Source organism: Ruegeria sp. BE3 (assembly GCF_056538865.1).
Genome location: NZ_JBQFTW010000001.1, coordinates 184,772 through 208,212, shown reverse-complemented (window position 1 = coordinate 208,212; position 23,441 = coordinate 184,772). Strand labels below are relative to the sequence as shown.

Genomic DNA, 23,441 nt, shown 5'->3' with positions numbered 1-23,441 from the left:
GGACCTCTCACATGCACATCGCCGATCTTGGAGACGTCAAGATACACTACCGCATTGACGGGGACCCAGATGGTGCGCCACTGGTCTTCGGCAATTCCCTCAGCACCGACATGCGCCTTTGGGATCCGATCCTGCCATTGCTTCCAAAAGGCCTGCGCATCATCCGCTTTGACAAGCGCGGCCATGGCCTGTCTTCGCAACCCGATGGTCCATATTCCATGGGGGCGTTGGTCCGCGACACCGAACGACTTCTGGACCATCTTGAAGTCAAAGACTGCATGTTTATCGGCCTGTCGATTGGCGGGATGATTGCGCAGGGCTTGGCGGTAAAGCGCATGGATCAAATCCGGGCGCTGGTCCTTTCCAATACTGCCGCCAAGATCGGTACGCCAAAGATCTGGCAGGAGCGCATGGACGCAGCCCGCGCAGGTGGGATCGAGGCGCTCGCGGATGCCACCATGGAGCGGTGGTTCTCAAAACCCTTCCGCGCCAATGTCGACCTGGAGTTGTGGCGCAACATGATGGTGCGGCAACCCTTGGAAGGGTATCTCGGCTGCTGCGCGGCAATTTCGGGAACTGATTTCTATACGCCGACCAGTGGCCTGCGCCTGCCCACGCTTGGAGTAGCTGGCAGCGAAGATGGTTCGACCCCACCCGATCTCGTGCGCGAAACGGTTGATCTGATCCCCGGCTCGCGATTTGCACTGATCCGCAAGGCAGGCCACCTGCCCTGTGTAGAGCGGCCGGCAGAGTATGCCGAACTTCTTAACGGTTTTCTGGCCGAGACCGGTCATGTGTGAGGGGGTGTAGACTTGGCTGATTTCTTGCTGGTTCACGGATCCTGCCATGGTGCCTGGTGCTGGCGCGATCTGATCCCCGAGCTTTCCACGTTCGGACATACTGCGCGCGCCATCGACATGCCCAGCCACGGCTCTGATCCAACGCCCATTCCCGATGTCACGCTGGAATCTTGCCGGGATGCGGTACTGAATGCCTCAAAGCCAGAGACAATTATCGTTGGGCATTCCTGGGGCGGTTACCCGATCAGCGCGGCAGCCGAAGCCGCGCCCGACGCGATGCGGGCTTTGGTCTATCTCTGCGCATATGTCCCGCAATCCGGTCTTTCGATGATCGAAATGCGCAAACGTGCACCGCGCCAGCTGATCGGGGATGCGGTCGAGAAATCTGCAGATGGTCTGTCCTACAGTGTTTTGCCGGACCGGGTGCACGGGTTGTTCTATCATGACTGTCCGCGCGAAGTTGTTGCCTATGCTCTCGGGCGTCTTTGCCCGCAAGCAATCGCGCCACAAGATACTCCGCTGGATCTGAGTGAGAATTTCGCACGCGTACCCAAGGCTTATATCCGTACAGCGGATGATCGTACCGTTCCGACCGAGTATCAGGCCGAGATGGCACATTGCGCAAATCCGAACCTGAGCCTGACCATCGACAGCTCTCATTCACCGTTTTTTTCGCATCCGGAGCATCTGGCCGGACTGCTGCACCAGATATCGCAGCGAATTTAGGCGTGTATTAGGCGTTTCCGCCCTCCTCGTTTGCCTTTCAGCACAACAGCGACACCCGGGTGGCGGATTCCGCCTTGCCTGTTGATCCGCAACGGGTCACCGTGACTGAAAAAGGAACGGGGAAAGACATGCAATCCATCAAAGCAGCCGTGTGCCGGGAATTCGGCGCGCCACTGGTGATCGAGGATATTCTGATCGCACCACCCGGTATGGGCGAGGTCGAGGTCACGCTCGATGCGGTGGCGATCTGCCACTCGGACATCTCTTTCGCCAGCGGGGCGTGGGGCGGACATCTGCCCGCCGTTTACGGACATGAGGCTGCGGGTGTCATCTCGGCAATCGGAGAGGGCGCCGGGGCATTCAAGATAGGCGATCCCGTGGTCGTGACCCTGATCCGCGCCTGCGGATCATGCCCATCCTGTGCAGGCGGCAAGCCTACCATTTGCGAAACGCCGTATGACACCGTTAAGGGCCCACTGCGCACCGCTGACGGCGGCGCTCTGGAACAAGCCATGGCCTGCGGAGCCTTTGCCGAGAAAGTCGTGGTCAGCCATCGTCAGATCGTAAAAATCCCTGAAACACTGCCAAAGGACCTCGCCAGCCTGCTTTCATGTGGCGTGATCACCGGGGTTGGCGCTGCGGTGAACGCCGCAGAGTTGCGCCCCGGACAGGATGTTGTCGTGATTGGTGCGGGCGGGGTTGGCCTCAACGCCATACAGGGCGCACGCATCGCCGGGGCGCGGCGGATCGTTGCGGTCGACATGACCGAAGAAAAGCTCGAGATCGCCAAGGAATTCGGCGCAACACATGGCGTTTTGGGTAGCCTCGATGCGCCGTGGAAGGCCGCATATAAAGCCCTCGGCGGGCGTGGCGCGGATGCGGTTCTGATCACCGTCGGCGCGATCCCTGCTTATGATCAGGCCCCGCGTTATCTGGGTCGGGGCGGCAAGGCGATCATGATCGGGATGCCGCATTCGGGCGATATGTCCAGCTATGAACCCGTCGTTCTCGCCGCGCTGGGACAGGGTATGGTCGGTTCGAAAATGGGGGACGTTGTGATCCAGCGGGACATTCCGTGGATGATCGATCTTTATGAACAGGGGCGTTTGAAACTGGATGAGCTGATCTCGGGTCGTTGGTCACTGTCGCAGATCAATGAGGCGATCGAGGACACCAAAACCGGTGCTGCCAAGCGCAATGTGATCCTGTTCGACAGGGACTGATAACCGGGGGAATACCAAGTGAAACTGCAGGATCTCGATGTCATCGTCACCGCGCCTCCGGCACCCGGTTGGGGCGGGCGGTATTGGATACTGGTCAAGGTCACGACCGATACGGGCGTGATCGGTTGGGGCGAATGCTACGCCTCTTCCGTCGGTCCCGAAGCCATGACCCATGTCATCCGCGATGTGTTCGAACGACACATGATGGGGGAGAACCCCGAAAATATCGAACTGATGTTCCGCCGCGCTTATTCCAGTGGCTTCACCCAACGCCCTGATCTGACCGTGATGGGCGCATTTTCAGGGCTTGAGATCGCTTGCTGGGATATCCTTGGCAAAGACCGGGATCGTCCGGTTTATGCGTTGCTGGGCGGGCGGATGAATGATCGCATTCGGTCTTATACCTATCTCTACCCCCTGCCTCAGCATAATCTGACAGACTTCTGGACCTCACCTGAACAGGCCGGGGAATGTGCTGCTGAAATGGTGCGTCGCGGTTATACGGCCGTCAAATTCGACCCTGCAGGCCCTTATACCATCCGGGGCGGGCATATGCCTGCGATGACCGATATCTCAATGTCGGTGGCCTTCTGCAAAGCCATTCGTGAGGCCGTGGGCGACAAAGCCGATCTGCTGTTCGGAACCCATGGGCAGTTCAATACCGCCGGCGCGATTCGTCTGGGTCAGGCGCTTGAGCCTTATTCGCCGCTCTGGTTCGAGGAGCCGACCCCGCCCGACATGATCGAGGACATGGCCCGCGTGGCCCGCGCTGTACGCATCCCTGTTGCAACGGGTGAGCGGATGACCACCAAAGCTGAATTCGGCGCGGTTCTGCGTGCTGGTGCCGCCGAAATCCTGCAACCCGCGCTTGGTCGCGCTGGCGGTATCTGGGAGATGAAAAAAGTCGCCGCTATGGCCGAAGTGTTCAACGCCCAAATGGCACCTCACCTCTACGCCGGACCGGTAGAGTGGGCGGCCAACATCCATCTGGCTGCATCCATTCCAAATCTCCTGCTGCTGGAAACCATCGAAACCCCGTTCCATGACCAGTTGATCAAAAGCTCGATCCGGGTCGAAAACGGCTTCGTCACCCCACCGAGCGCACCCGGCCTGGGGATCGATGTGGACGAGGACCTTGCCCGCGCCAACCCTTATTCAGGCGACGGGTTGCACCTGCAGATGCAGGAAGATCCTTGCGATTATGAGCATGGAAACGCCTTTCAGGGTGGTGCTCCGGCAACCGAGGGGTGACAATCCGCGACCAGTTGGGGCATATTATGCGAACCCCCTAATGGCATATCGGTTTATTAAGTGACGACGCAGCCCCCTGAAACCAAGACACCATCCGCAGATACCTCGGCTGACATGAAAGAAAGCGCCACTCAAGCGACCACGTTCCTGAAAGCGCTGGCGCACGAAGGCCGTCTCATGACCCTGTGTCACCTGGGTGCAGGTGAGCGATCCGTGGGCGAATTGGAAGCTCTGCTGGGGATGCGGCAAGCAGCAGTCAGCCAGATGCTAGCCCGCTTGCGCGAAGAACAGCTGGTCAAAGCACGCCGCGAAGGCAAAACAATCTACTACGCACTGAACGACGGCAAGACCGAACGCGTCATAGCGCTACTCTATGACCTGTTCTGCCAGCCAGAAAGCTGATCCGGTCAGTTCGAGACGTATCCCGCAATCACCTGCAACAGCTTGAATGCTGTCGCGGCATCGTTTTCGACAACCGCCAGGAATTCCTCTTCCCCGATGCGCAGGCACGACAGATCGGTTTCGGCGATCATACTCAGCGCGCGTGGCTCCTTGCGGATCAGGCCAAGCTCTCCGACCAAAGCCCCTGCCCCGACCTTGGTGATTAACTGATCTGCCTCTCCCGGATGGGGCAGATACAATCCCGCTTCGCCTTCCAGAATGACATAAGCACCATCCGTCGGCTGATCATCCTTGAGGAAGATCACCTGCCCCGGCTTTGCATCGAACCAGCGCGCACCAAAGGCCAGCAGGCGTAACTGACGACGGTCCAGACCAGAGAACAGCGGCGTCTGCTCCAGCGCCCGCAGCTTGCGCCCAAGGTCAGCCGAGGCCGCGCCGTCGCCTTCGACATCGGTGGGTCCTTCATCCGTCACGACGCGACCTTGCCGGATTTCAACGTACATGTCGAATACGTCCGGGCTTTCAAATTGGTCATTCAGATAGATAACGGTCGCTTCTGGCAGCAATTCGCGCAGGTTCTTATACACCGCCACCTGCGTCTGCATATCGTAACTGGCCAGCGCGTTTTCGAGGATCAGGATATCCGGCTTCTTGATCGCAGCACGGGTAAAGGCCAGAGGTTCGGCAAAAACTGCAGGCAGGTTCTGACCACCCAACGCCACCGGCACGTCATAGATCAGTTCGACCACCATCGGGCGTGCGCCGTTTTCGGCCAACACATCCACAATCAGCTTGCGTGCCTCATCCGTGCGCGCGCCGCCAATCTGACTGACCTTGCCAAAGAGCGCGTTCTCCATCACCGTCAAACCCGGTGCAAAGGTGGCCTCATCCAGTGGCACAAAGACGTTGTGCAACCGTTCCAGCAGTTTCTCGGAATGGCTGTGTCGCAGCTCTAGAATGCGGTTCTTCAATTCGTCCGAGAAAGCCGGGCCGATCTGTTCCGCCGAAATCACGAAGGGCACAGCCAGCAGGTTGGCCAATTGCTCGTCATCTAGCCCGCTGACGCCTTCCTTGCGGGTCTGTTCGACCAGCTCAACTGCCGCCTCGTAGGTTGTGACCTCAAGGCCCAGCTTGCGGAATAATGGATGATCTGTGCCGTCCAATCCAAAGATCTGGCGCAGCATTTCGATTACATCTCGGGTCAGGTTGGCCAGTGTTTCATCCAGCCCTAGCTCCCGCAGTTGCCCCAGGAACACCGTTTGTTTTGCCAACAGTTGCTGTGTGACCGGCACACGAGGGGTCGCGAACAGCAGGTTCTCTACCACAGGCAGCGCGGGGTTGTAAGCGCAACGGTCAAAGACCAACGCCTGCTGTTCCAGCCCAGCCTCGCGCACAGCTTTTTGCACCAATGGGCGCAATTCAACCAACTTGGCTGCAAGTTCCGGTCGCTCTTTTGCATTGAAAACCTGTTCGGCGCCCCGCTGGAACAGCGTTGCACCCGAACCCATGCCGTCGATCAGTCTAAGCCACCATTCACGCAGATGAGTGATATCGTCGAAACCGGCAAGTCCGGGGTCTAACCATTCCGCCTGAAAGGGATCTGTGCTGTTGCCCGCCCGCAATGTCTCGGCGAAATCGGGATCCTCGGTCGCAGTAGACATCGGACGCGACCGGATCGGCATCATGACGTTCTCGCCCAGCGTTCCCTGAAACATGACCGGGCGCGAGGTCGCCAGACCGATCCGCGCTGCAACAACGCTTTGGTGCAGCCCTGACATATCGACCCCACCAACCTCAAGCCTTCCTGAGGTGGGCAAAACCTCGCGCGTTAGCAATTCGGTCAGGGCGTGGCGATCTTCTTCGCTGGGGGCCGCGATACCGATGGTCTGGCCCGCAGGAAAGGTCAGATCCAGATCGTCCAGCACCTGATTACCGTCGATATCGCGTACCGAAATCCGGTTAAGGACGATATCGCCATTCAAATGCGGACGCTGGTCGGGCTCGCCATCGAAAAGGGACTCGTTGATCATCCCGTCCGGCGCGAAACGTTCAATCACAACTTCCCAGCGCAGCGACATATCCTGCGTCTGGTTATAATAGGTCAGCAATTCCTTCCATGGAGAACTCAGGTCCTTATACGCCGCCAGCGCGGCCACCAGCGCCCCTAGCGAAACCGAACCCTGCAACACCAGCAGGCCACCCACCAGATAGAACATGAACGGCGTCAGTTGCGAGATGAAGTTGTTGATGAACTTCATAAAGAATTTTTTCTGATAAATCTCGAACCGGATGCCGAATAACCGGCCCAACTGATCCGAGATCATCGCCCGACGATAGCGCCAACCGCCATTGGCCCGCAGGGTCGAAGCACCCGCCGCGTTCTCGCCGATCTGAGCAGCCAGTACGCGGACTTCTTGTATGCGTTTCTTGTTCAGAAGATTGATTTGGCGCTGCAAGCGCGGAATCAACCAAGCCTGCAAAGGTATCAATGCAACCGCTGCCAACCCGAACCATACGCTTTGTAAAAACAGGAACGACAGGATGGTGATCATTTGCCCGGCCTGCAGCACTGGCTGGCTGATCGCATCGCCCATTAACCCGCCCATCGGCTCGCTTTCGGCGGTGATCATCGAGACCATCTCGCCCTGGCTCACACGCTCGAAATAGGGTTGCGGAAAGCGGAGCGCGCGGCTGATCAACTGATACCGGAAACGGCGCAGCATCCGTTCGCTCAGGACACCTTTCATGGTATTGATGCGCATCTTCATCAAGCCATGGGCCAAAACGGCCGCCAGGAAGGCAAAGCACAAGATCATCAGGAACGTCGTCTGCGGCAGCGCATAACCCCAGACGTTGACAATATCGCTGGTCGCGCCGATCGCATCGTTGATAATACGCTTGGGCAGTTCCAGCGTCAGATACAACAACGGAAACAGCGTCGCCGTCACGGCCAGCAGGATCAACTGGTCGCGCTTGGAGTATTTCCAGATGAACCGAAAAATCGTTCGTTCTATGGAACCCGCCCCTGCTTTTGATCCGCCGCTCAAATCGATGTTTTTGGCGTGAATACAACAGCCCGAAGTTACCGCAATCGTATCCGTGGACGCAATTAAATTTCCAAATTGCGCCGAATTACCCTTGTGTGAACAAGTTCATTTGCGCGGCAGCCAATTACCCCCTAGTCTTCTGATTCAGGACGATATCGGGAGGATTAATTTGCCTGCCAGTTTTGGCGCTGTGTTTCTGTTGCTCTGTCTGCTTCAGATCAAACATATGTTTGCCGATTATTATTTACAGACGCCCAAAATGCTTTCCGGGCGAGGCTCGTATTTCCATGTGGGGCGCGCGCAGCACGCAGCTGTGCATGTCGTGGGCTCAGTCCTTATCTTCGCGCTGTTTCGCGCGCCGGTAGAATTCATCCTGATCATTGCCGCGCTAGAGTGGATCGTGCATTTCCACATCGACTTCGCTAAAGCGCATTATTCAGAGCGAAAGCAGCTGCAACCCAATCAGGCCGCATTCTGGCGCGCTGCCGGTCTGGATCAGCTTATGCACAACCTGACTTATATCGGCATGGCTTGGGCCTGGGTGTCCTTCGCCACCTGATACTCAGGGAACTACCGGACGATTCCGCTTGATCGGGCGCAGCACGACATTGGTTTGCGCGCTGGCAACGGCTGGCAAGCGGAACAAAAAATCCTCGAGGAAAACGTTATAGGCCGCAAGGTCGCGGCACAGAACGCGCAAGTGATAGTCCGCCTGCCCGGTCGTGGCATAACACTCCTGAACTTCCTTGCTGGTCTCAACGGCCCGGATGAAATCCACGATCTTCTCGGGGTCGTGGCGCGTCAGATGTACATGCACGATAGCCTCGAAGGTAAGCCCTATAGCGGGAGGATTTACCAATGCACCATAACGCTCGATCACCCCCGCCTCTTCCAGCGCTCTGACCCTGCGCCAAAGGGCCGAAGCCGACATTCCGACGGTATCGGCCAATTCGGCATTGGACATGCGGCAATCACTTTGCAGCAGAGTGAGGAGGCGGCGATCTCTGTCATCGAGTTCAGTCATAGTGGTTTATTTATCCGATTTCTTTCAAAGAATCGAGATACTCATCCTGTTTACTCACATATCTCGCGATTTTAGGCAAAATTATTCAGCCTCGCCGGGATAAACTTCCAACTCTTACAGTTAACACCCATGGATCGCCGGAATGAGCCACCACGACCCCAACCCCCGCATCTATCAGCTTGAGGACCGCTATGCCCTGACCCAAGGCCGGGTCTTTCTGACGGGCACCCAAGCTTTGGCTAGGATCATGATGGATCAGGCACGCAGGGACCGGGACGCAGGTCTGAACACAGCCGGTTTTGTCTCGGGATATCGCGGCTCTCCTCTGGGTGGATTGGACCTCGAACTCTGGCGCGCCAAGGAGCGGTTAAAAACCGACCGCATCACCTTCATGCCCGCAGTGAACGAAGACCTCGGGGCGACGGCTGTGCTTGGGGCGCAGCAGGCAACACTGGATCCGCATTGCGAGGTCGAGGGTATCTTTTCCATGTGGTACGGCAAAGGCCCCGGTGTCGACCGATCCGGGGATGCCTTGAAACACGGCAACGCCTACGGCTCTGCACCAAAAGGCGGCGTGTTGGTTGTGGCTGGCGATGACCATGGTTGCGTCAGCTCTTCGATGCCGCACCAGTCGGATGTGGCCTTCATGGCGTGGTTCATGCCCACGTTGAACCCCGCCTCGGTCGGGGAATATCTCGAATTCGGGGAATACGGGTTCGCCCTGTCCCGCTTTTCTGGCACGTGGGTCGGGTTCAAGGCCATCTCGGAAACAGTCGAGAGCGCACGCTCCGTCAACCTGCGTCCAGACCGAAGCTTCACACTGCCGCGACTTGACCTGCCCGAACGCGGATTGCATGTGCGGACCGCAGACCTGCCCTCACCCGAGATTGAAACTCGTATCCAACACAAGCTGCGTGCCGTACGGGCCTTTGCCGAAGAGAACCCCATCGACCGGCGCATTTATGACATCGACAATGCGAAGTTCGGCTTCGTGACCACCGGCAAGGGGCATCTGGATCTGATGGAGGCCTTGCGTCTGCTGGGTCTGGATGAGGCCGCCTGCCGCCGTCTGGGGATCGACATCTACAAGGTTGGCATGGTCTGGCCGCTGGCGCGCCGCAACGCATTGCGCTTTGTGAAGGGCAAAGCCGAGGTTCTGGTCGTCGAGGAAAAGCGCGGCATTATCGAAAGCCAGTTTAAGGAATACTTCTATGACTGGCCCGGTGACAAACCCCACAAAATGGTGGGGAAGTATGACAGCCATGGTGAGCCGCTGATCCCGTGGACCGGGGAGCTCAGCCCCTTGATGCTAGCCCCCATCGTGGCCGCCCGCCTTGATACGTTCTTTCCGGAAGAAAACCTGCCCGCCAAGGCGCGCGCTCTGACTGAAACACCTCCGCCCGTCATAAGTGTTTCCGGCGCAACGCGGACGCCTTATTTCTGCTCGGGTTGCCCGCACAATACTTCGACCAAGGTTCCCCAAGGCTCCACCGCCGCCAGCGGAATCGGTTGCCACGTCATGGCCTCGTGGATGGATCGCGAGACGGTCGGCTATGCGCAGATGGGGGGCGAAGGCGTGCCCCATGTGGTGGCTTCGCAATTCAACGGTGGCAAGCACATCTTCCAGAACCTTGGTGAGGGAACGTGGTATCATTCGGGCTCTCTCGCTATCCGTCAGGCGGTCGCCGCCGGGACGAACATCACGTATAAAATCCTCTACAATGATGCGGTCGCGATGACCGGAGGGCAGCCGGTAGATGGACCTGTCAGCGTAGCGGGTATTGCCCAGACCTGTCGCGCCGAAGGGGTAGAACGGATCGCGCTGGTCTCGGATGATATCTCCAAATTCGACCGCGCCAATTTCCCGGCGGGAACCACGTTTCATGACCGGGCAAAGATGGACAGTTTGCAACGAGAGTTGCGCGACATTTCCGGTGTCACGGTTCTGATCTATGAACAAACCTGCGCCACCGAAAAGCGCCGCCGCCGCAAGCGTGGCACGATGGAGGACCCCTCGACCTTCGGCTGGATCAACGATCTCGTCTGCGAAGGCTGCGGCGACTGTTCAGTCGCGTCGAATTGCCTGAGCGTTGAACCGCGCGAAACCCCGCTGGGTCGCAAGCGCAAAATCAATCTGAGTTCCTGCAACAAGGATTTCTCGTGCCTGAACGGGTTCTGCCCGAGTTTCGTGACCATCGAGGGCGCAACCCGCAGAAAGCAGACCATCGAACTGGACTTCAATGTGATTGAGGCGGATTTACCCAATCCTGAAGTTCACTCACTGGATAAGCCATTCGATCTTCTGGTAACGGGCGTCGGCGGCACCGGCGTAGTTACAGTTGGAGCCTTGATCACCATGGCGGCGCATCTGGAGGGCAAAGGGGCCTCGGTTCTTGATTTCACCGGCTTTGCCCAGAAATTCGGAACAGTGCTGAGCTATATTCGCCTTGGCACCGCACCCGATGCGCTTAACCAGGTTCGTATTGATCAGGGCGCGGCGGATGCGGTGATTGGCTGCGATGTGGTCGTCAGTTCGGCACCCAAAGCCTCCGCCCATTATACGCATGGCACACAGGTCGTGCTGAACTTGGCCGAGATGCCGACCGGAGATCTTGTGCTGCGGCGTGATGCTCAGCTTCGGGTCGATGCACGGGAACAGGCCATTGCCGATGTGGTGGGAGCTGACAATCTGTCCAGCCTTGATGCAAACGCAATCGCCGAGGCGCTACTTGGGGATACGGTCTTCGCCAATGTCATCATGTTGGGCTACGCGTGGCAAAAAGCACTGGTACCCATCTCGCACAGCGCGCTGGCTCAGGCCATCCTGCTCAACGGTGTCGCGATCGAGAAGAACCGACTGGCTTTCGCACTTGGGCGATGCCTGGCAGTTGATCCCGGCCGGGTTCAGGGGCTGACGCAACCGACCGAGGCAGAAGAAACGCTCGATCAGATGATCGCGCGTCGGGTTGCGTATCTGACAGAATATCAGGACGCAGCTTATGCTGAACGCTATGCGCAGCAGATCGAAGCAATCCGTGCATCCAAGCCGGAAATTTCTGGTCGTGTCCTGGAGTCCGTGGCCCGCAACCTGTTCCGATTCATGGCTTATAAGGACGAGTTCGAAGTGGCCCGGTTGCACACATCCTCTGCCTTCACGGATGAACTTGCGCAGCAGTTCGAGGGTGACTTCAAAACCAAATACCACTTCGCCCCGCCGATGTTCAGCTGGCGAAAAGATGAACGCGGAAGGCCGCTCAAATTTGCATTGGGTCCGTGGATGCGCCCGGTTCTTCAGAGGTTATCACAGCTGCGTGGTTTGCGCGGATCAGCGTTTAACCCCTTTGGGTATCACGCTGAGGCGCGTCTGCATCGGGATATGTTGGGATGGTATCAGTCACTGCTGGATCAGTTGCAGGCAACCTATTCCTCCGAGGATGACGCCATTTGGTATGATGCGTTGGCTTGCGCCGATGAGGTCCGGGGATATGGTCCGGTCCGCATCGAGGCCGCCCGCGCGGCGCGCCTCAAGGCTGACGGACTGCTGAAAGGCCAATCCGGTCAGGCGACCTGATGCGGACATGAGGATCGAAAGATCTTGAGCCACCGTTTGTCGAACATATCGATGTCGGCAGGAAAGCTCTCAGGGTGGATGAGGAATCCCCAATCACTGCAGAGACACCATGCGTTGTTGATGGTGATAATATGCATGAAGGGTTTACGCGGCCATGGAGCAGAACATGCGGGGCTTGATCTGTCATAGGAACGGCCTTTTTTCCAGTTCCCCGGAAAGTCAGGCCGACCCACGCTGCCGTCTAGCCCAGAACCGAGAAACTGCTTTCGTTATTGATCGGTCGTTTGCGCGAGTAGAACCCGACATCGATGCTGCGCCCGATATAGGGCAGCTCGAACCGCAGCGGATTTGCATCGTGATCCGCCCCGCCCTCGCAATAATCGATCAGGGCCGCCATCATCTTGCCCGCGATCGGGGCGTTCTTGTACTGGTTCCCGCTGGTGCCGCAGGCCATGTAGAACCCCGGAAGGCTAGATTTGTCGTAGATCGGAATCCAGTCGGTTGACGCATCATAGAGATCGACCACACCGCGGGTTTTCGATGGAATGCCAAGGCTCGGAACCCGCTGCGCATATCGCATCGCCTGCGTGGTCCACTGATCAGTAAAGTCTTGATTGTAGGTCTTATCGTCCTCGCACCACTGATGCGGGTCGCATTCCGGGTCTTCAGATCCGATCAGGATGTGATTGCCATGTTCAGGTCGGCAATAAAGCGCGATATCGCTGTCCGAAACGATGGTACCCTGGCTTTCGAAATCAAAACCTTCGGGCGCTGGAACGTGCACCACTTCCTGCCGGAGCGGACGGGTTTCGATGGTCATGTCGTCCAGAACCCCAGCCATGCCGTTGATGATCGCCGAGCCGGGGCCCGCGACATTCACGACGACTTTCGCGTGGATTTCCTCGCCCGAGGCCAGTTTGACGCCCGAGACACGCCCAGCGTCGGTGAGGATCTCCACCACCTCAACACCTGTGCACACTTTTGCGCCGTGTTGTTTGGCGGCATCCATCAGGTTTTGCGCCGACAAGGCCGGGTCCGTGACATAGCCCGCTTTGGGCCAGAACACAGCACCCTGCATCTTCTCTCCGTTGGGTTGTCCGAATTCGGGATCATCCATGCGCTTTGCCGGGGCAAAGCTATCAAGCGAATAGATCGGCAAGTGTTTCTTAATGTCCTCCGGTGACCATTCCTCGAACGGGCACTCCAATTCGGTGCTGTTGGTTTTGTGTTTGTCCAGATACCCGTTGGCTCCGGTCTTCATGACCAGACAGCCGGTCTGCCGAAATTGGGCCAGATTGGCATCCTCCGGCAGCCCCAGATACTCTGCCCAATCCCGCCAATAATGATAGCCCTCCCACGCGAACGCAGTTCCATCAAATGTCGAGTAATGCATTCTGATGATGGCGCAAGATCCGGCGGTGGAGCCATGTCCGACCTGCGTATTGCGATCCAGCGACAGGGTCTTCCACCCGGCCTTCGACATCTCGAACGCGATGGCTGCGCCGATCACGCCAGTGCCGATGATGATTGCATCTGGCTGACTCATGCGGGGTCTCCTTTCCAGTGGCTCCGGCTATATCTGCTGAATTCTTCGACTTCTTCGGCGCGCGGCTCGACCCCGGTGAAAACATAAAGGTAATGGGGGACCATCGAGATTCGCACCGAGATGGGTTCATTCAACTGCGCGAGGTCATAACCGATCTGCATATAATAGAGGACACGCGCGCGGGTCTCGGCCTCAACCTCGGTATAGCCATAGCGCGTGAACATCGCATGCAACGCTTCAAGCCGCCGTGCATCGGACTGGTCCAGCGCGCGGCGCACCTTGCCGGATTTACGCGCCCAGTCGCGAATGGCAAAGTCCAGTGCGGTGTCGAACAGATCGGTATTCACCACGCAGCGATGCACATTGCAGACCGCACCTGTTATGGTCTCGGCCGGAGCCTCAGCTTGCGCCACCAGAGCCGCCGTGTTCATCGCCTGCCAGCGTGCCAGCAGCGCGTCCAGCAGTTCTTGCCGGGATTTGAAATACCAATAGAAAGATGACCGCGACACGGCCATCCGCTCTGCCAGGTTCAGGACCTTGATCTGATCCACACCGTCCGAGATCAGTACGTCCATCGCCACGTTCAGCCAATCGTCACGCGTGACCTTGATGTTCCCGACCAGCGGCTCGGCCTTCGGGTCATCACGATGAAGGATGGGTTTGGTGTTCATTCAACTCTCCGGCGGCGCGCCGCCCTCTTCCGTGCGTCGTGCGATGAAATCCTTCAATGCGCCGATGCGATCCATATCCGACGACGGCGCTTTGAAATTGGCCAGGATATCCTTCCACACACCCGTTGCGCGGTGGTTGGCATCGATCGAGCCGCGCTCGGTCCAAGTACCGAAATTGGCATAATCATGCAGGTGGGGCTCATAAAACGCGGTGTTATAGCGCTCCATCGTTTGGCTGGTGGCAAAGAAATGACCACTGGGCTCTACTTCGCTGAGGGCAGTGTCGAACCCGATCTCGGCCCCACCGGCCTGCGCGCCAGCACATAGCTCGGCCACCATGTTCAGCACCTCGGCATCGCAGATCATCTTCTCGAAGGACACGGTCAGGCCACCTTCGAGCCATCCAGCCGAGTGAATGATCACCGTCGCCCCGGCCATCAGGCAGCCCCATAATCCAAACTGGTTTTCATTGGCGGCCTGTACGTCGTTGATGTTGGCCGCAGACCCGGCTGCTGAGCGCCAGGGAAGTCCGAGATGCCGGGCCAATTGACCGGCAGCCAGCGAGGCCTGGAAATGCGACGGCGTTCCAAAAGCGGGTGCACCGGATTTCATGTCAACATTGCTGGTGAAGGTCCCATAGCACACGGGGGCACCGGGGTTTGTCAGTTGCGTCAGGGTCAAAGCCGCAAGCGCCTCGGCATGCGACAGGGTGATGGCCCCGGCAACGGTGATTGGTGCCATCGCCCCCATCAGCGTAAACGGCGTGATGATCGACATCTGCCCATGGCGGGCAAAGTCGATCAGCCCCTGCGCCATTGGGATATCCAACGTTCGGGGGCTATTGGTATTGATGATCGTATAGCAATGCGGATTGGCCCGGAAATCATCATCGCTGAGCCCGCGCGCCATGGACAGCATCTCAAAACAGTCCATCACCTGCGGCGTTCCACGCGAAAAGAAGAACGGGAACTTGTCCGTCAGCTCCATTTGCGCCTGTGTCGTAAAGTAGTGCCTCACGTTAGTCGGCACGTCCTGCGGCTCCACTTGGGGCGAGATCATCTGGAAGACATCGAAGTGATGCGTGAGCTTGAGAAACTCCAGATAATCCTGTCCGCTCGCCGGTCTGCGCCCACGTTCCAGATCAGTTGCGTTCGGCGCCCCCGCCCCGGGCTGAAACACCAAAGAGCCCAGCTCCAACGTGAAATCCCGCCGCCGCGCACCCGCGCGACAGGCTATGGATTTGGGGGCAGAAGCCACTGCAGCCTCGACCATGTCGCGACCGATAAAGACCATCTCGTTGTCTTCATCCACGCGTGCACCGCCCTGCGCAAAAATCCGGCGTGCCTCGGGCAGCAGGACTTTTACACCCAGCTCTTCCAGTGTGCGCAGGGCGGTGTCGTGCATGTCCGCGATCTGATCCGCCGGAAATACTTCCATCTGCGGAAACGGATTGCGAAGCTGGCGATAGTTCACATCACGACTTGGCTGTGGAGCCGTCTCGGCCCCACGCCCCCGGCGACGGCGTCTTCCGACTTCTGCCTCCATGATCAGCCTCGCATCGCTTTGCCCTGCGAGTCGTAAGGCGACGGCGCAACCACGCGGGCGGGGCGTTCAACGCCGACCACATGGACCGACAGCTCGATCCCTGGCTCAGCCTTGTCGCGATCGACCAGAGCCATTGCCAACGACTTGCCGGTGTAATGGCCGTAGCCGCCCGAGGTGACAAAGCCCACACGCTCTCCTCCGGCCCATATCGGTTCATACCCGCTGGCATCGGCGTCATCTGCGTCGACCTCAAGTGTCACCTGAACCTGCGCCGGGCCATTGCCATCACGTTCGGCCAGTGCCGCCTCTTTACCGACGAAGTCCTTATCCCAGTCGATCCAGCGATCCATACCGGTCATGCCCGGCGTGTAGAGCTGCGTGAACTCTGCCGACCAGATGCCAAAGCTTTTCTCCAACCTTGTCGATAACATTGCGTTGAAACCACATTCGCGGATGCCCTCGTCAGCTCCGGCGTCCAGCAGCATGCGGCGCAGTTTGATATGATCGCCATAGCGGCAGTTGATCTCATACCCTTTTTCGCCCGTCACCGACATGCGCGCAACGCGGGCGCGAACCAGACCGATATCGAAATCACCGCAGCCCATAAATTTCAGGCCCGAGATATCCTGCTCAGCCAGCTTCTCAACCACTGCCTGCGATTTCGGCCCCACCACGGCGAAGCCGCAATATTCCTCGCCCAGATCGCGCACGGTAACGCCATCCATCATATGATCGTCGAACCAGCGCATATGCCAAGCCCGCAGGTAGTAGCTGCCCATGATCCACCAGGTGCCATCGCCCCAGTTCAACACGGTGAGATCACCCTTGAGACGCCCGTTCTCACCCAGCATCGGCGCCAGCTTGGCCCGACCCGGCGCGGGGAGTTTTGAGGCCATGACCTTGTCCAACCATGCCTCGGCATTCGGCCCAGTGACCTCGAATCGTGAAAAGCCCGAGATATCCAACAGACCGATCCCTTCGCGGATCACCTTGCATTCCTCGGCCACAATATCATGTGCGTTCGACCGCTTGAGCGTTGGCGTCTCCTCGAACCCTTTCGGCGCGAAATAGAGCGGCACTTCGAGGTCCCAGCTCACACCCCATTTGCAACCCGCCTCGGTCATTGCGTCATGAGCCGGAGCCATTTTTAGCGGACGGCCTGCCGGCAATTGCTCATTCGGATAGGTCATCACGAAACGGCGGGAATAGAACTGACCGGTCGTCTCGCGGATGTAGCGTTTGTTTTGTGCAAAATCGCCATATCGTGCCACATCCATCGGCCACGCATCAGCCTCGGGCTCTCCATGGATCATCCATTCGGCCAGCGTCTTGCCGACGCCACCGCCTTGCAGGAACCCGGCCATTACGGCACAGGCTGACCAATAGCCGCGCTTGCCGGGCACGGGACCGACCAGAGGGTTTCCATCGGGCGAGAAGGTAAACGCGCCGTTCACCCATGTCTTGATGCCCACATTCTGGATCGAAGGATAACGCTCAAAGCCCAGCGTCAGTTCATTTTCGATCCGGTCGAGTTGTTCCTGAAACAGCTCCTCGCCATAATTCCAAGGCGCACCGTCCATAGCCCAGTGTTCGTGATCAACCTCGTAGATGCCAACCAGAACGCCCTTCTGGTCCTGCCGCATATAAGTAAAGCCTTCGAGATCGACCGTCATCGGCATCTCGAAGTCGGCTTCGGCCACTTCTGGGACAGAGTCAGTGATCAGGTAGTGGTGTTTGAGCGGCGAAACAGGCAGTTCCACGCCAGCCATACGCCCCACCTGTTTGGCCCAGAGACCAGCAGCGTTGACCACATGCTCACAGGTGATCGTGCCTTTGTCGGTTACCACCTGCCAGCCATCGTCGGTCTGGATCAGCTCTTCGACTTTGGTCTCTTCGTAATACTCAGCACCGCGCTTCTTGGCTGCGGTGGCATAAGCCTGCACTGTGCCGGTGGTGTCGATGTAACCTTCGCGATCCGCCCACATCGCGCCCAATACGCCATCAGTAGACATGATCGGGCAACGGCGCTGTGCTTCTTCCGGGGTCAGTAGCTCGCAATCATCAATGCCGATGGATTGGAAGATGCGGTAATTGGCCTGCAGCCACTCCCACCGCTCAGGCGTGCCGGCCAATGTCAGGCCGCCGGTCATGTGCAGACCGATATTCTGACCCGACTCCTTTTCGATCTCGCTGAGCAAGTCGATGGTGTAGGCCTGCAGCGATGCCATGTTGGGATCGGCGTTCAGGGCATGGATGCCACCGGCCGCATGCCAGGACGAACCGGACGCCAAGCGCCGCCGCTCCAGCATAACCACATCGGACCAACCGAACTTGGCCAAATGATACAGAACCGAGGCGCCAACCACGCCGCCACCGATGACTACGACACGATACTGAGATTTCATCCTGCACTCCCCTGCATGACTCGCAGAGGACGCTAATAGCACTGTTCACTTCTGTCTAGACATTTCTGTACAGTCCTGTGCCTGATGAGATTTGATGCAAAAATAACCTAAAGCTGAGCGCTGGGGCGGCTTTTGATTACGTCAAACCAAGCTTGCGTTGCGGTGTTCCCGGCGGGGACACGCATTTTGATGACGCGAGCGAAATCGACGAAGACAAAGGCCGAGATATCGGCCAGCGAAAACGCGTCACCGGCGAGGAACGCACTCTCGCGCAGACGACTTTCGAGCAGATCGAAAAACTTGTGCACCCGGTCGCTCCCGCGCTGCGCCAGCTCGGGGATCTGCGCATAATTCACCGGGCCGGGAATCGCCCTGTCCCTAAAGGCCGGGTGCGCATTTCGCAGCGTTTCGGCAATCGGTAAGCCGCCTTGCTGCTCAACAAGCGCGTTCCACATCAGCACCATGCCTTTTTCGTCCGGCGTTTGACCCATGAGGGCAGGTTCAGGAAAGCGTGCTTCGAGATAGGCCGCGATACCCAAATTCTCAGTCAGGACCGACCCCTCATCCGTCACCAGAACGGGCAAGGTGGCACGCGGATTCACAGCGCGAAACGCATCGCTCAGCTGCTCTCCCTCAGCGATTGAAATGTCACGCGTTTCAATCTGAATGCGCTTCTCGGCGATAAACATCCGGGCGCGGCGTGGATTGGGGGCGGTCGAGCAATCGTAGAATAACATGACGCAACTTCCTTCGAGGCATGACATCTCGAAGGTTAGCGGCCCTTCCGGTTAAATACGCAAGTTACCCTACGGCATTTCAGCGTTGATAGATGAAGCAGCGCCCTTCAACCGCGCCTTCTGGCAAGGGCAGTTCCTTCAAAGCCTCGAAATACATCCGGTCGCTCGACACCATCAGCCCGCCCGGAGCCAGCAACGGCTCGATCAGAGGCGAGACGAAGCGGGCAAAAGCGTCATTCTTTTCCCGATTATGTCCACCAAGATCGGCATGAATTAGGCTGGCAGATGCACCGAACCGTTCGACCGAGGCAGGCAGCGTCTCGCGTACATCGCCCAGAATCACCAGATCGTCGGGCGGGGTTGAATCCGGATGTGAGGCGATCGCACGTTCGAATACATAGATCGAACGATCCGGAATATACTGCACCATATGGTGATAGGTGCGCCCATTGCCCAAACCCAACTCAAACACGGGACCGGGCTGGCCTGCTGTCTGCGCAATCGCAAAATCCAGGCAGGCACGCTGTGACACCATGCGATCGATGAACAGATCCAGTCGGCTTTGTTGCTGGGACACGGGCAAACCTCATTGTTTTGGACAAGCCTAATAGGCATCGGTTGCGCCTTAGATGACAAAATCTCAAGACTTTGTGTAGGTGCCCCGGCATGCATTTCATATTTCCGCGACGTTTCTGCGCAAGAAGGTGTTTGACTAGGCCGCCCCAACCGCGCGAAACTGCGTCAAAAAAGTCAGGGAGATTACTAAGCCGATGTTATCAAGCGGCCAGCCGGGTGGAATTCCCGCATGAATGCATTGTTGTCCGTCCGGGATCTGAGCATAGGTTTTGGCGCGGGCGAAGCCGTTGTTCGGGATGTCAACTTTGACGTTGAACCGGGTCAAACGCTGGCCCTGGTCGGAGAATCAGGATCGGGCAAAACAATTTCGTGTAGGGCCGCGCTGAGAATTCTGCCACGTACGGCACAGATTCGCAGCGGATCAATCAGGCTGAACGATTCCAAGGGCACGGCAGAACTCACCGAAATCAGCGAGAAACAGATGCGCGGCATTCGCGGCAATCGGGTTTCGATGATCTTTCAGGAACCGATGCGCTCGCTGTCGCCGCTCCATAAAATCGGCAATCAGGTCAGTGAGGTTCTTTGGCTGCATCGCGGCGCATCCGAGGCTCAGGCCCGTAAAGAAGTTCTGACCCAGTTCGAACGCGTGGGCTTCCCAGACCCTGCGCGCGCCTATGACAGTTACCCGTTCGAGCTGTCTGGTGGTATGCGTCAACGTGCGATGATCGCCATGGCCATGGTCTCAAAACCCGAACTGTTGATCGCGGATGAGCCGACAACCGCGTTGGATGTGACGACGCAGGCGCAGGTTCTTGGACTGATCAAGGAACTTCAGCGCGAGACCGGTATGGCACTGATCCTCGTGACCCACGATCTTGGCGTTGTCGCCAATATGGCCGAGCAGGTCGTGGTGATGCACAAGGGCCGCGTGATGGAGGCCGGACCTGCCGCACCGATTCTGAACGAACCGGCGCATCCCTATACAAAACAGCTGTTTGATGCAGCACCCGAGATTCCGGATCAGGATGCCGTGGGGCTACCGATGCCCGATGAGGATCTGATCCTGCAGATGAAGGGTGTATCAAAGACCTACACGATGCGGTCCAGCAAGGGTTGGAAGGCCGACAAGCTGATCCATGCCTGCCGTGGGGTCGACATGAAGTTGGCCCGCGGCAAGACGCTGGCGATTGTAGGCGAAAGCGGCTCAGGCAAGACCACCGCCGCCCGGATCGCGTTGGGCGCGGAATTGCCCGATCCAGGAGGCGAGGTGTTATTCCGCACCTCTGTGGATGCCGAGCCGATCACCGTCCACAAGATGTCGCGCGCCGAGCGCACCGCCTTTCAGCGCAAGGCACAGATGGTGTTTCAGGATCCTTACAGCTCACTCAGCCCCCGAATGCGCATTCAGGACGCCATGACCGAGCCGCTTGAGATCCATAAATTGGGCACGGCCGCTGAACAGCGAGACAAAGCAGCCGAAATGCTGCAACGGGTCGGGCTGAGTGCCGATATGCTCAAACGCTATCCCCATGCTTTCTCGGGCGGTCAGCGCCAGCGCCTGTCAATCGCGCGCGCGATGATGCTGGACCCCGCGCTGATTGTCTGTGACGAGCCGACCTCGGCCTTGGATGTGTCCGTGCAAGAACAGATCCTGACCCTGCTGGAAGATCTACAGGACAGTCTGAATCTGTCCTACCTGTTCATCTCACACGATCTGGCTGTTGTGGCCCGGATCGCTGATGAGGTCGCCGTGATGCGTCAGGGCCTTGTTGTTGAACAGGCCCCGCCCGAAACCCTGTTCTACAATCCTCACCACCCCTACACCAAGGCACTCATCGCTGCCCAGCCTGAGCCCGATATCAATCGCCCGATCGACCTTAAACTGGTCGCTTTAGGCGCGGGTTCGCCGGACAGTTGGGATGATGCCTTCCGATTTTCCGACTCCGTGGTACCTTCACTGGTAGAAATGGAGCCCGGCCATAAGGTACGTTGCCATGTTTAAGACCACTCACCGATTGTTTCTGGCCACCACGCTGGTCCTTGCGGGCACTCTATCCGCGATGGCAGAAGTTCCCTCAAACCTGCAAGAGAGCGCCTTCTGGCAGTCCGAAGTTGACAGCGGAAACCTGCCCCCTGCCGCCGAACGTGTTCCACAAGACCCGCTTATTGTTGACCTTTCCGCCAAAGGGCGCGAGTTCGGGACCCAGGGCGGCACATTACGCACAATGGTCACCCGGTCCAAAGACATCCGGCAGATGGTGGTTTACGGCTATGCACGGCTTGTCGGTTTCGATCATGAATACAACATCGTGCCCGACCTGTTGGCCGCGTTCGAAAATGAAGACAATCGTAAATTCACGCTAAAGCTGCGCCCCGGTCACAAGTGGTCAGACGGCACACCCTTCACTTCGGAGGATTTCCGCTATTGGTGGGAGGATGTTGCCAATAACGAACTACTCAGCCCCTCCGGCCCGCCGGATTTCCTGCTTGTCGAAGGCCAGCCACCAGCGGTGAGCTTCCCGGATGAGACAACGGTGATCTTTGAATGGGGGGACCCGAACCCGAACTTCCTGCAATCGCTGGCGCAGGCCCGCCCACCCTTCATTTACCGGCCATCCGAGTTTCTCAAGCAATATCACGAGAAATTCGCCGACCCCGAAGAGCTGGCCTTTCAGGTTGAAGACGCCCGTGTCAAAAGCTGGGCCGCGCTGCACAACAAGCTCGACAATCTCTATAAGTTCGACAACCACGAATTGCCGACGCTGCAGCCTTGGCTGAACGCAAGCTCGGGTAAGAAAATCCGCCATAGCTTCATACGCAATCCCTACTACCACCGCATCGACACGAAGGGAGTGCAACTGCCCTATATGGACGTAGTCGAGATGGAGATCGTGGCTCCCGGTCTAGTTGCCGCGAAGACCAATGCAGGCGAAAGCGACCTGCAGGGGCGTGGGCTGGCCTTCCGGGACGCTTCGATCCTGAAAAAGGGCGAGGCGCAGGGCGAGTACAAGACGCTGCTGTGGAAAACCGGAGTTGCGTCACAGATCGCCATCTACCCCAATCTGAATTTCGAGGACGAAGCCTGGCGTGACGTGCTGCGCGATGTGCGTGTGCGCCGCGCCCTGTCGCTGGCAATTGATCGCAAGACGATTAATCAGGCGCTTTATTTCAAGCTGGCGCAGCCCGGTGCGATGTCGGTTCTGCCAGCTTCGCCCTACTATAGCGAAGAAAACGCGCAAGCCTGGGCGCAATACGACATCGATATGGCAAACGCCCTGCTGGATGATGCCGGTCTCAGCCAGCGCGACAAGAATGACATCCGCCTGCTGCCCGATGGTCGCCCGATGGAACTGGTGATCGAAACCGCCGGAGAACGGCAAGAGGTCGAAAACGCACTGCAGATCGTCACCGATACCTGGCGTGAGATTGGTGTGAAATTGGTGATGCGGCCTCTGGACCGGGACATCCTGCGTAACCGGGTCTTTTCCGGCAACACAATGGCATCGGTCTGGTTCGGTTGGGATGATGGGATCCCGCAGGGCCACACCTCTCCGGCCTATCTGGCACCCACGGATCAGGTGTTTCTGGCTTGGCCGAAATGGGGCCAATACTATCAGACCGGCGGCGATGCGGGCGAGGCGCCTGACATGCCCGAGGCTGAACGTCTGATGGAGCTGGCGCACAACTGGGAAATCGCCACCACCGATGCAGAGCGCGAAGCTGCCTGGCGCGAAATGCTGGATATCCATGCTCAGCAACTTTATGCGATCGGCATTCTGAATGGCGCACCGCAGCCCGTCGTGGTGTCGAACCGTCTGCGCAATGTACCCGAACAAGCCATGTGGGCGTGGGAGCCCGGCGCACATTTCGGCATTCACCGCCCCGACGAGTTCTTCTTCGCCGACTGATCAGGAGCA

The 23,441-nt window shown here is 58.2% G+C and carries 17 protein-coding genes; 9 read left to right on the top strand and 8 right to left on the bottom strand.

Annotated elements, in window-relative coordinates; all coding sequences use genetic code 11:
- The first annotated feature begins 11 nt into the window (after positions 1-11).
- The 5 genes from pcaD to ACR0AZ_RS00970 all read left to right on the top strand — a co-directional run bounded on the left by pcaD (position 12) and on the right by ACR0AZ_RS00970 (position 4,402).
- A complete protein-coding gene (pcaD, locus tag ACR0AZ_RS00990) occupies positions 12-800 on the top strand; it encodes a 3-oxoadipate enol-lactonase (RefSeq protein WP_480666554.1) in 789 nt (262 codons plus the stop codon).
- Between the two features lie 12 nt (positions 801-812).
- Positions 813-1,526 (top strand): alpha/beta fold hydrolase, encoded by a 714-nt coding sequence (locus ACR0AZ_RS00985; protein WP_480469049.1) that lies wholly within the window; start codon positions 813-815, stop codon positions 1,524-1,526.
- Between the two features lie 128 nt (positions 1,527-1,654).
- On the top strand, positions 1,655-2,749 hold the full coding sequence (locus ACR0AZ_RS00980; RefSeq protein WP_480469048.1) for a Zn-dependent alcohol dehydrogenase: 1,095 nt from the start codon (positions 1,655-1,657) through the stop codon (positions 2,747-2,749).
- 18 nt (positions 2,750-2,767) lie between these two features.
- A complete protein-coding gene (locus ACR0AZ_RS00975; RefSeq protein ID WP_480469047.1) occupies positions 2,768-4,000 on the top strand; it encodes a mandelate racemase/muconate lactonizing enzyme family protein in 1,233 nt (410 codons plus the stop codon).
- A gap of 114 nt (positions 4,001-4,114) precedes the next feature.
- Positions 4,115-4,402: an ArsR/SmtB family transcription factor gene (locus ACR0AZ_RS00970; protein ID WP_480471877.1), complete on the top strand. Its 288-nt coding sequence runs from the start codon at positions 4,115-4,117 to the stop codon at positions 4,400-4,402.
- A gap of 5 nt (positions 4,403-4,407) precedes the next feature.
- Here the strand turns inward: ACR0AZ_RS00970 and ACR0AZ_RS00965 are convergent, their stop codons facing one another.
- A complete protein-coding gene (locus tag ACR0AZ_RS00965; RefSeq protein ID WP_480469046.1) occupies positions 4,408-7,449 on the bottom strand; it encodes an ABC transporter transmembrane domain-containing protein in 3,042 nt (1,013 codons plus the stop codon).
- A 169-nt stretch (positions 7,450-7,618) separates the two neighbouring features.
- Between ACR0AZ_RS00965 and ACR0AZ_RS00960 the strand changes: the two genes are divergently transcribed.
- Positions 7,619-8,008, top strand: coding sequence for a DUF3307 domain-containing protein (locus ACR0AZ_RS00960; RefSeq protein ID WP_480471876.1), 390 nt, complete (start codon positions 7,619-7,621; stop codon positions 8,006-8,008).
- 3 nt (positions 8,009-8,011) lie between these two features.
- Here ACR0AZ_RS00960 and ACR0AZ_RS00955 read toward each other — a convergent pair whose 3' ends face one another.
- Positions 8,012-8,473, bottom strand: coding sequence for an Lrp/AsnC family transcriptional regulator (locus tag ACR0AZ_RS00955; RefSeq protein ID WP_480469045.1), 462 nt, complete (start codon positions 8,471-8,473; stop codon positions 8,012-8,014).
- A 142-nt stretch (positions 8,474-8,615) separates the two neighbouring features.
- Here ACR0AZ_RS00955 and ACR0AZ_RS00950 point away from each other — a divergent pair, with 142 nt between their 5' ends.
- Positions 8,616-12,044, top strand: a complete 3,429-nt coding sequence (locus ACR0AZ_RS00950) for an indolepyruvate ferredoxin oxidoreductase family protein (RefSeq protein WP_480666553.1) — start codon at positions 8,616-8,618, stop codon at positions 12,042-12,044.
- Positions 12,045-12,285: 241 nt separating this feature from the next.
- On the opposite strand, the gene ACR0AZ_RS00945 is transcribed toward ACR0AZ_RS00950, so the two are convergent.
- The 6 genes from ACR0AZ_RS00945 to ACR0AZ_RS00920 form a co-directional block, all read right to left on the bottom strand.
- The gene (locus ACR0AZ_RS00945) at positions 12,286-13,590 is read right to left on the bottom strand and encodes an NAD(P)/FAD-dependent oxidoreductase (protein ID WP_480469043.1); all 1,305 of its coding nucleotides are present in this window, start codon (positions 13,588-13,590) and stop codon (positions 12,286-12,288) included.
- Positions 13,587-14,261: a TetR/AcrR family transcriptional regulator gene (locus ACR0AZ_RS00940; protein WP_480469042.1), complete on the bottom strand. Its 675-nt coding sequence runs from the start codon at positions 14,259-14,261 to the stop codon at positions 13,587-13,589. The genes ACR0AZ_RS00945 and ACR0AZ_RS00940 overlap by 4 nt, the downstream gene beginning before the upstream one ends.
- On the bottom strand, positions 14,262-15,806 hold the full coding sequence (locus tag ACR0AZ_RS00935; RefSeq protein ID WP_480666552.1) for a trimethylamine methyltransferase family protein: 1,545 nt from the start codon (positions 15,804-15,806) through the stop codon (positions 14,262-14,264).
- A 2-nt stretch (positions 15,807-15,808) separates the two neighbouring features.
- Positions 15,809-18,211: a GcvT family protein gene (locus ACR0AZ_RS00930; protein WP_480666551.1), complete on the bottom strand. Its 2,403-nt coding sequence runs from the start codon at positions 18,209-18,211 to the stop codon at positions 15,809-15,811.
- A gap of 107 nt (positions 18,212-18,318) precedes the next feature.
- Positions 18,319-18,948: a glutathione S-transferase gene (locus tag ACR0AZ_RS00925; protein ID WP_480469039.1), complete on the bottom strand. Its 630-nt coding sequence runs from the start codon at positions 18,946-18,948 to the stop codon at positions 18,319-18,321.
- A 79-nt stretch (positions 18,949-19,027) separates the two neighbouring features.
- Positions 19,028-19,525, bottom strand: coding sequence for a class I SAM-dependent methyltransferase (locus ACR0AZ_RS00920; RefSeq protein WP_480469038.1), 498 nt, complete (start codon positions 19,523-19,525; stop codon positions 19,028-19,030).
- Between the two features lie 228 nt (positions 19,526-19,753).
- On the opposite strand from ACR0AZ_RS00920, the gene ACR0AZ_RS00915 reads away from it, so the two are divergent.
- Complete coding sequence (locus ACR0AZ_RS00915) at positions 19,754-21,526, top strand: ABC transporter ATP-binding protein (RefSeq protein WP_480469037.1); 1,773 nt, start codon at positions 19,754-19,756, stop codon at positions 21,524-21,526.
- The gene (locus tag ACR0AZ_RS00910; protein ID WP_480469036.1) at positions 21,519-23,432 is read left to right on the top strand and encodes an ABC transporter substrate-binding protein; all 1,914 of its coding nucleotides are present in this window, start codon (positions 21,519-21,521) and stop codon (positions 23,430-23,432) included. The genes ACR0AZ_RS00915 and ACR0AZ_RS00910 overlap by 8 nt, the downstream gene beginning before the upstream one ends.
- The last annotated feature ends 9 nt before the right edge of the window (positions 23,433-23,441 follow it).

Excerpts from the sequence above, each read along its gene's own strand:
- pcaD (WP_480666554.1), top strand. The coding sequence starts at position 12 with ATGCACATCGCCGATCTTGGAGACGTCAAGATACACTACCGCATTGAC.
- ACR0AZ_RS00980 (WP_480469048.1), top strand. The coding sequence starts at position 1,655 with ATGCAATCCATCAAAGCAGCCGTGTGCCGGGAATTCGGCGCGCCACTG.
- ACR0AZ_RS00970 (WP_480471877.1), top strand. The coding sequence starts at position 4,115 with ATGAAAGAAAGCGCCACTCAAGCGACCACGTTCCTGAAAGCGCTGGCG.
- ACR0AZ_RS00955 (WP_480469045.1), bottom strand. The coding sequence starts at position 8,473 with ATGACTGAACTCGATGACAGAGATCGCCGCCTCCTCACTCTGCTGCAA.
- ACR0AZ_RS00950 (WP_480666553.1), top strand. The coding sequence starts at position 8,616 with ATGAGCCACCACGACCCCAACCCCCGCATCTATCAGCTTGAGGACCGC.
- ACR0AZ_RS00945 (WP_480469043.1), bottom strand. The coding sequence starts at position 13,590 with ATGAGTCAGCCAGATGCAATCATCATCGGCACTGGCGTGATCGGCGCA.
- ACR0AZ_RS00940 (WP_480469042.1), bottom strand. The coding sequence starts at position 14,261 with ATGAACACCAAACCCATCCTTCATCGTGATGACCCGAAGGCCGAGCCG.
- ACR0AZ_RS00935 (WP_480666552.1), bottom strand. The coding sequence starts at position 15,806 with ATGGAGGCAGAAGTCGGAAGACGCCGTCGCCGGGGGCGTGGGGCCGAG.
- ACR0AZ_RS00930 (WP_480666551.1), bottom strand. The coding sequence starts at position 18,211 with ATGAAATCTCAGTATCGTGTCGTAGTCATCGGTGGCGGCGTGGTTGGC.
- ACR0AZ_RS00925 (WP_480469039.1), bottom strand. The coding sequence starts at position 18,948 with ATGTTATTCTACGATTGCTCGACCGCCCCCAATCCACGCCGCGCCCGG.
- ACR0AZ_RS00915 (WP_480469037.1), top strand. The coding sequence starts at position 19,754 with ATGAATGCATTGTTGTCCGTCCGGGATCTGAGCATAGGTTTTGGCGCG.
- ACR0AZ_RS00910 (WP_480469036.1), top strand. The coding sequence starts at position 21,519 with ATGTTTAAGACCACTCACCGATTGTTTCTGGCCACCACGCTGGTCCTT.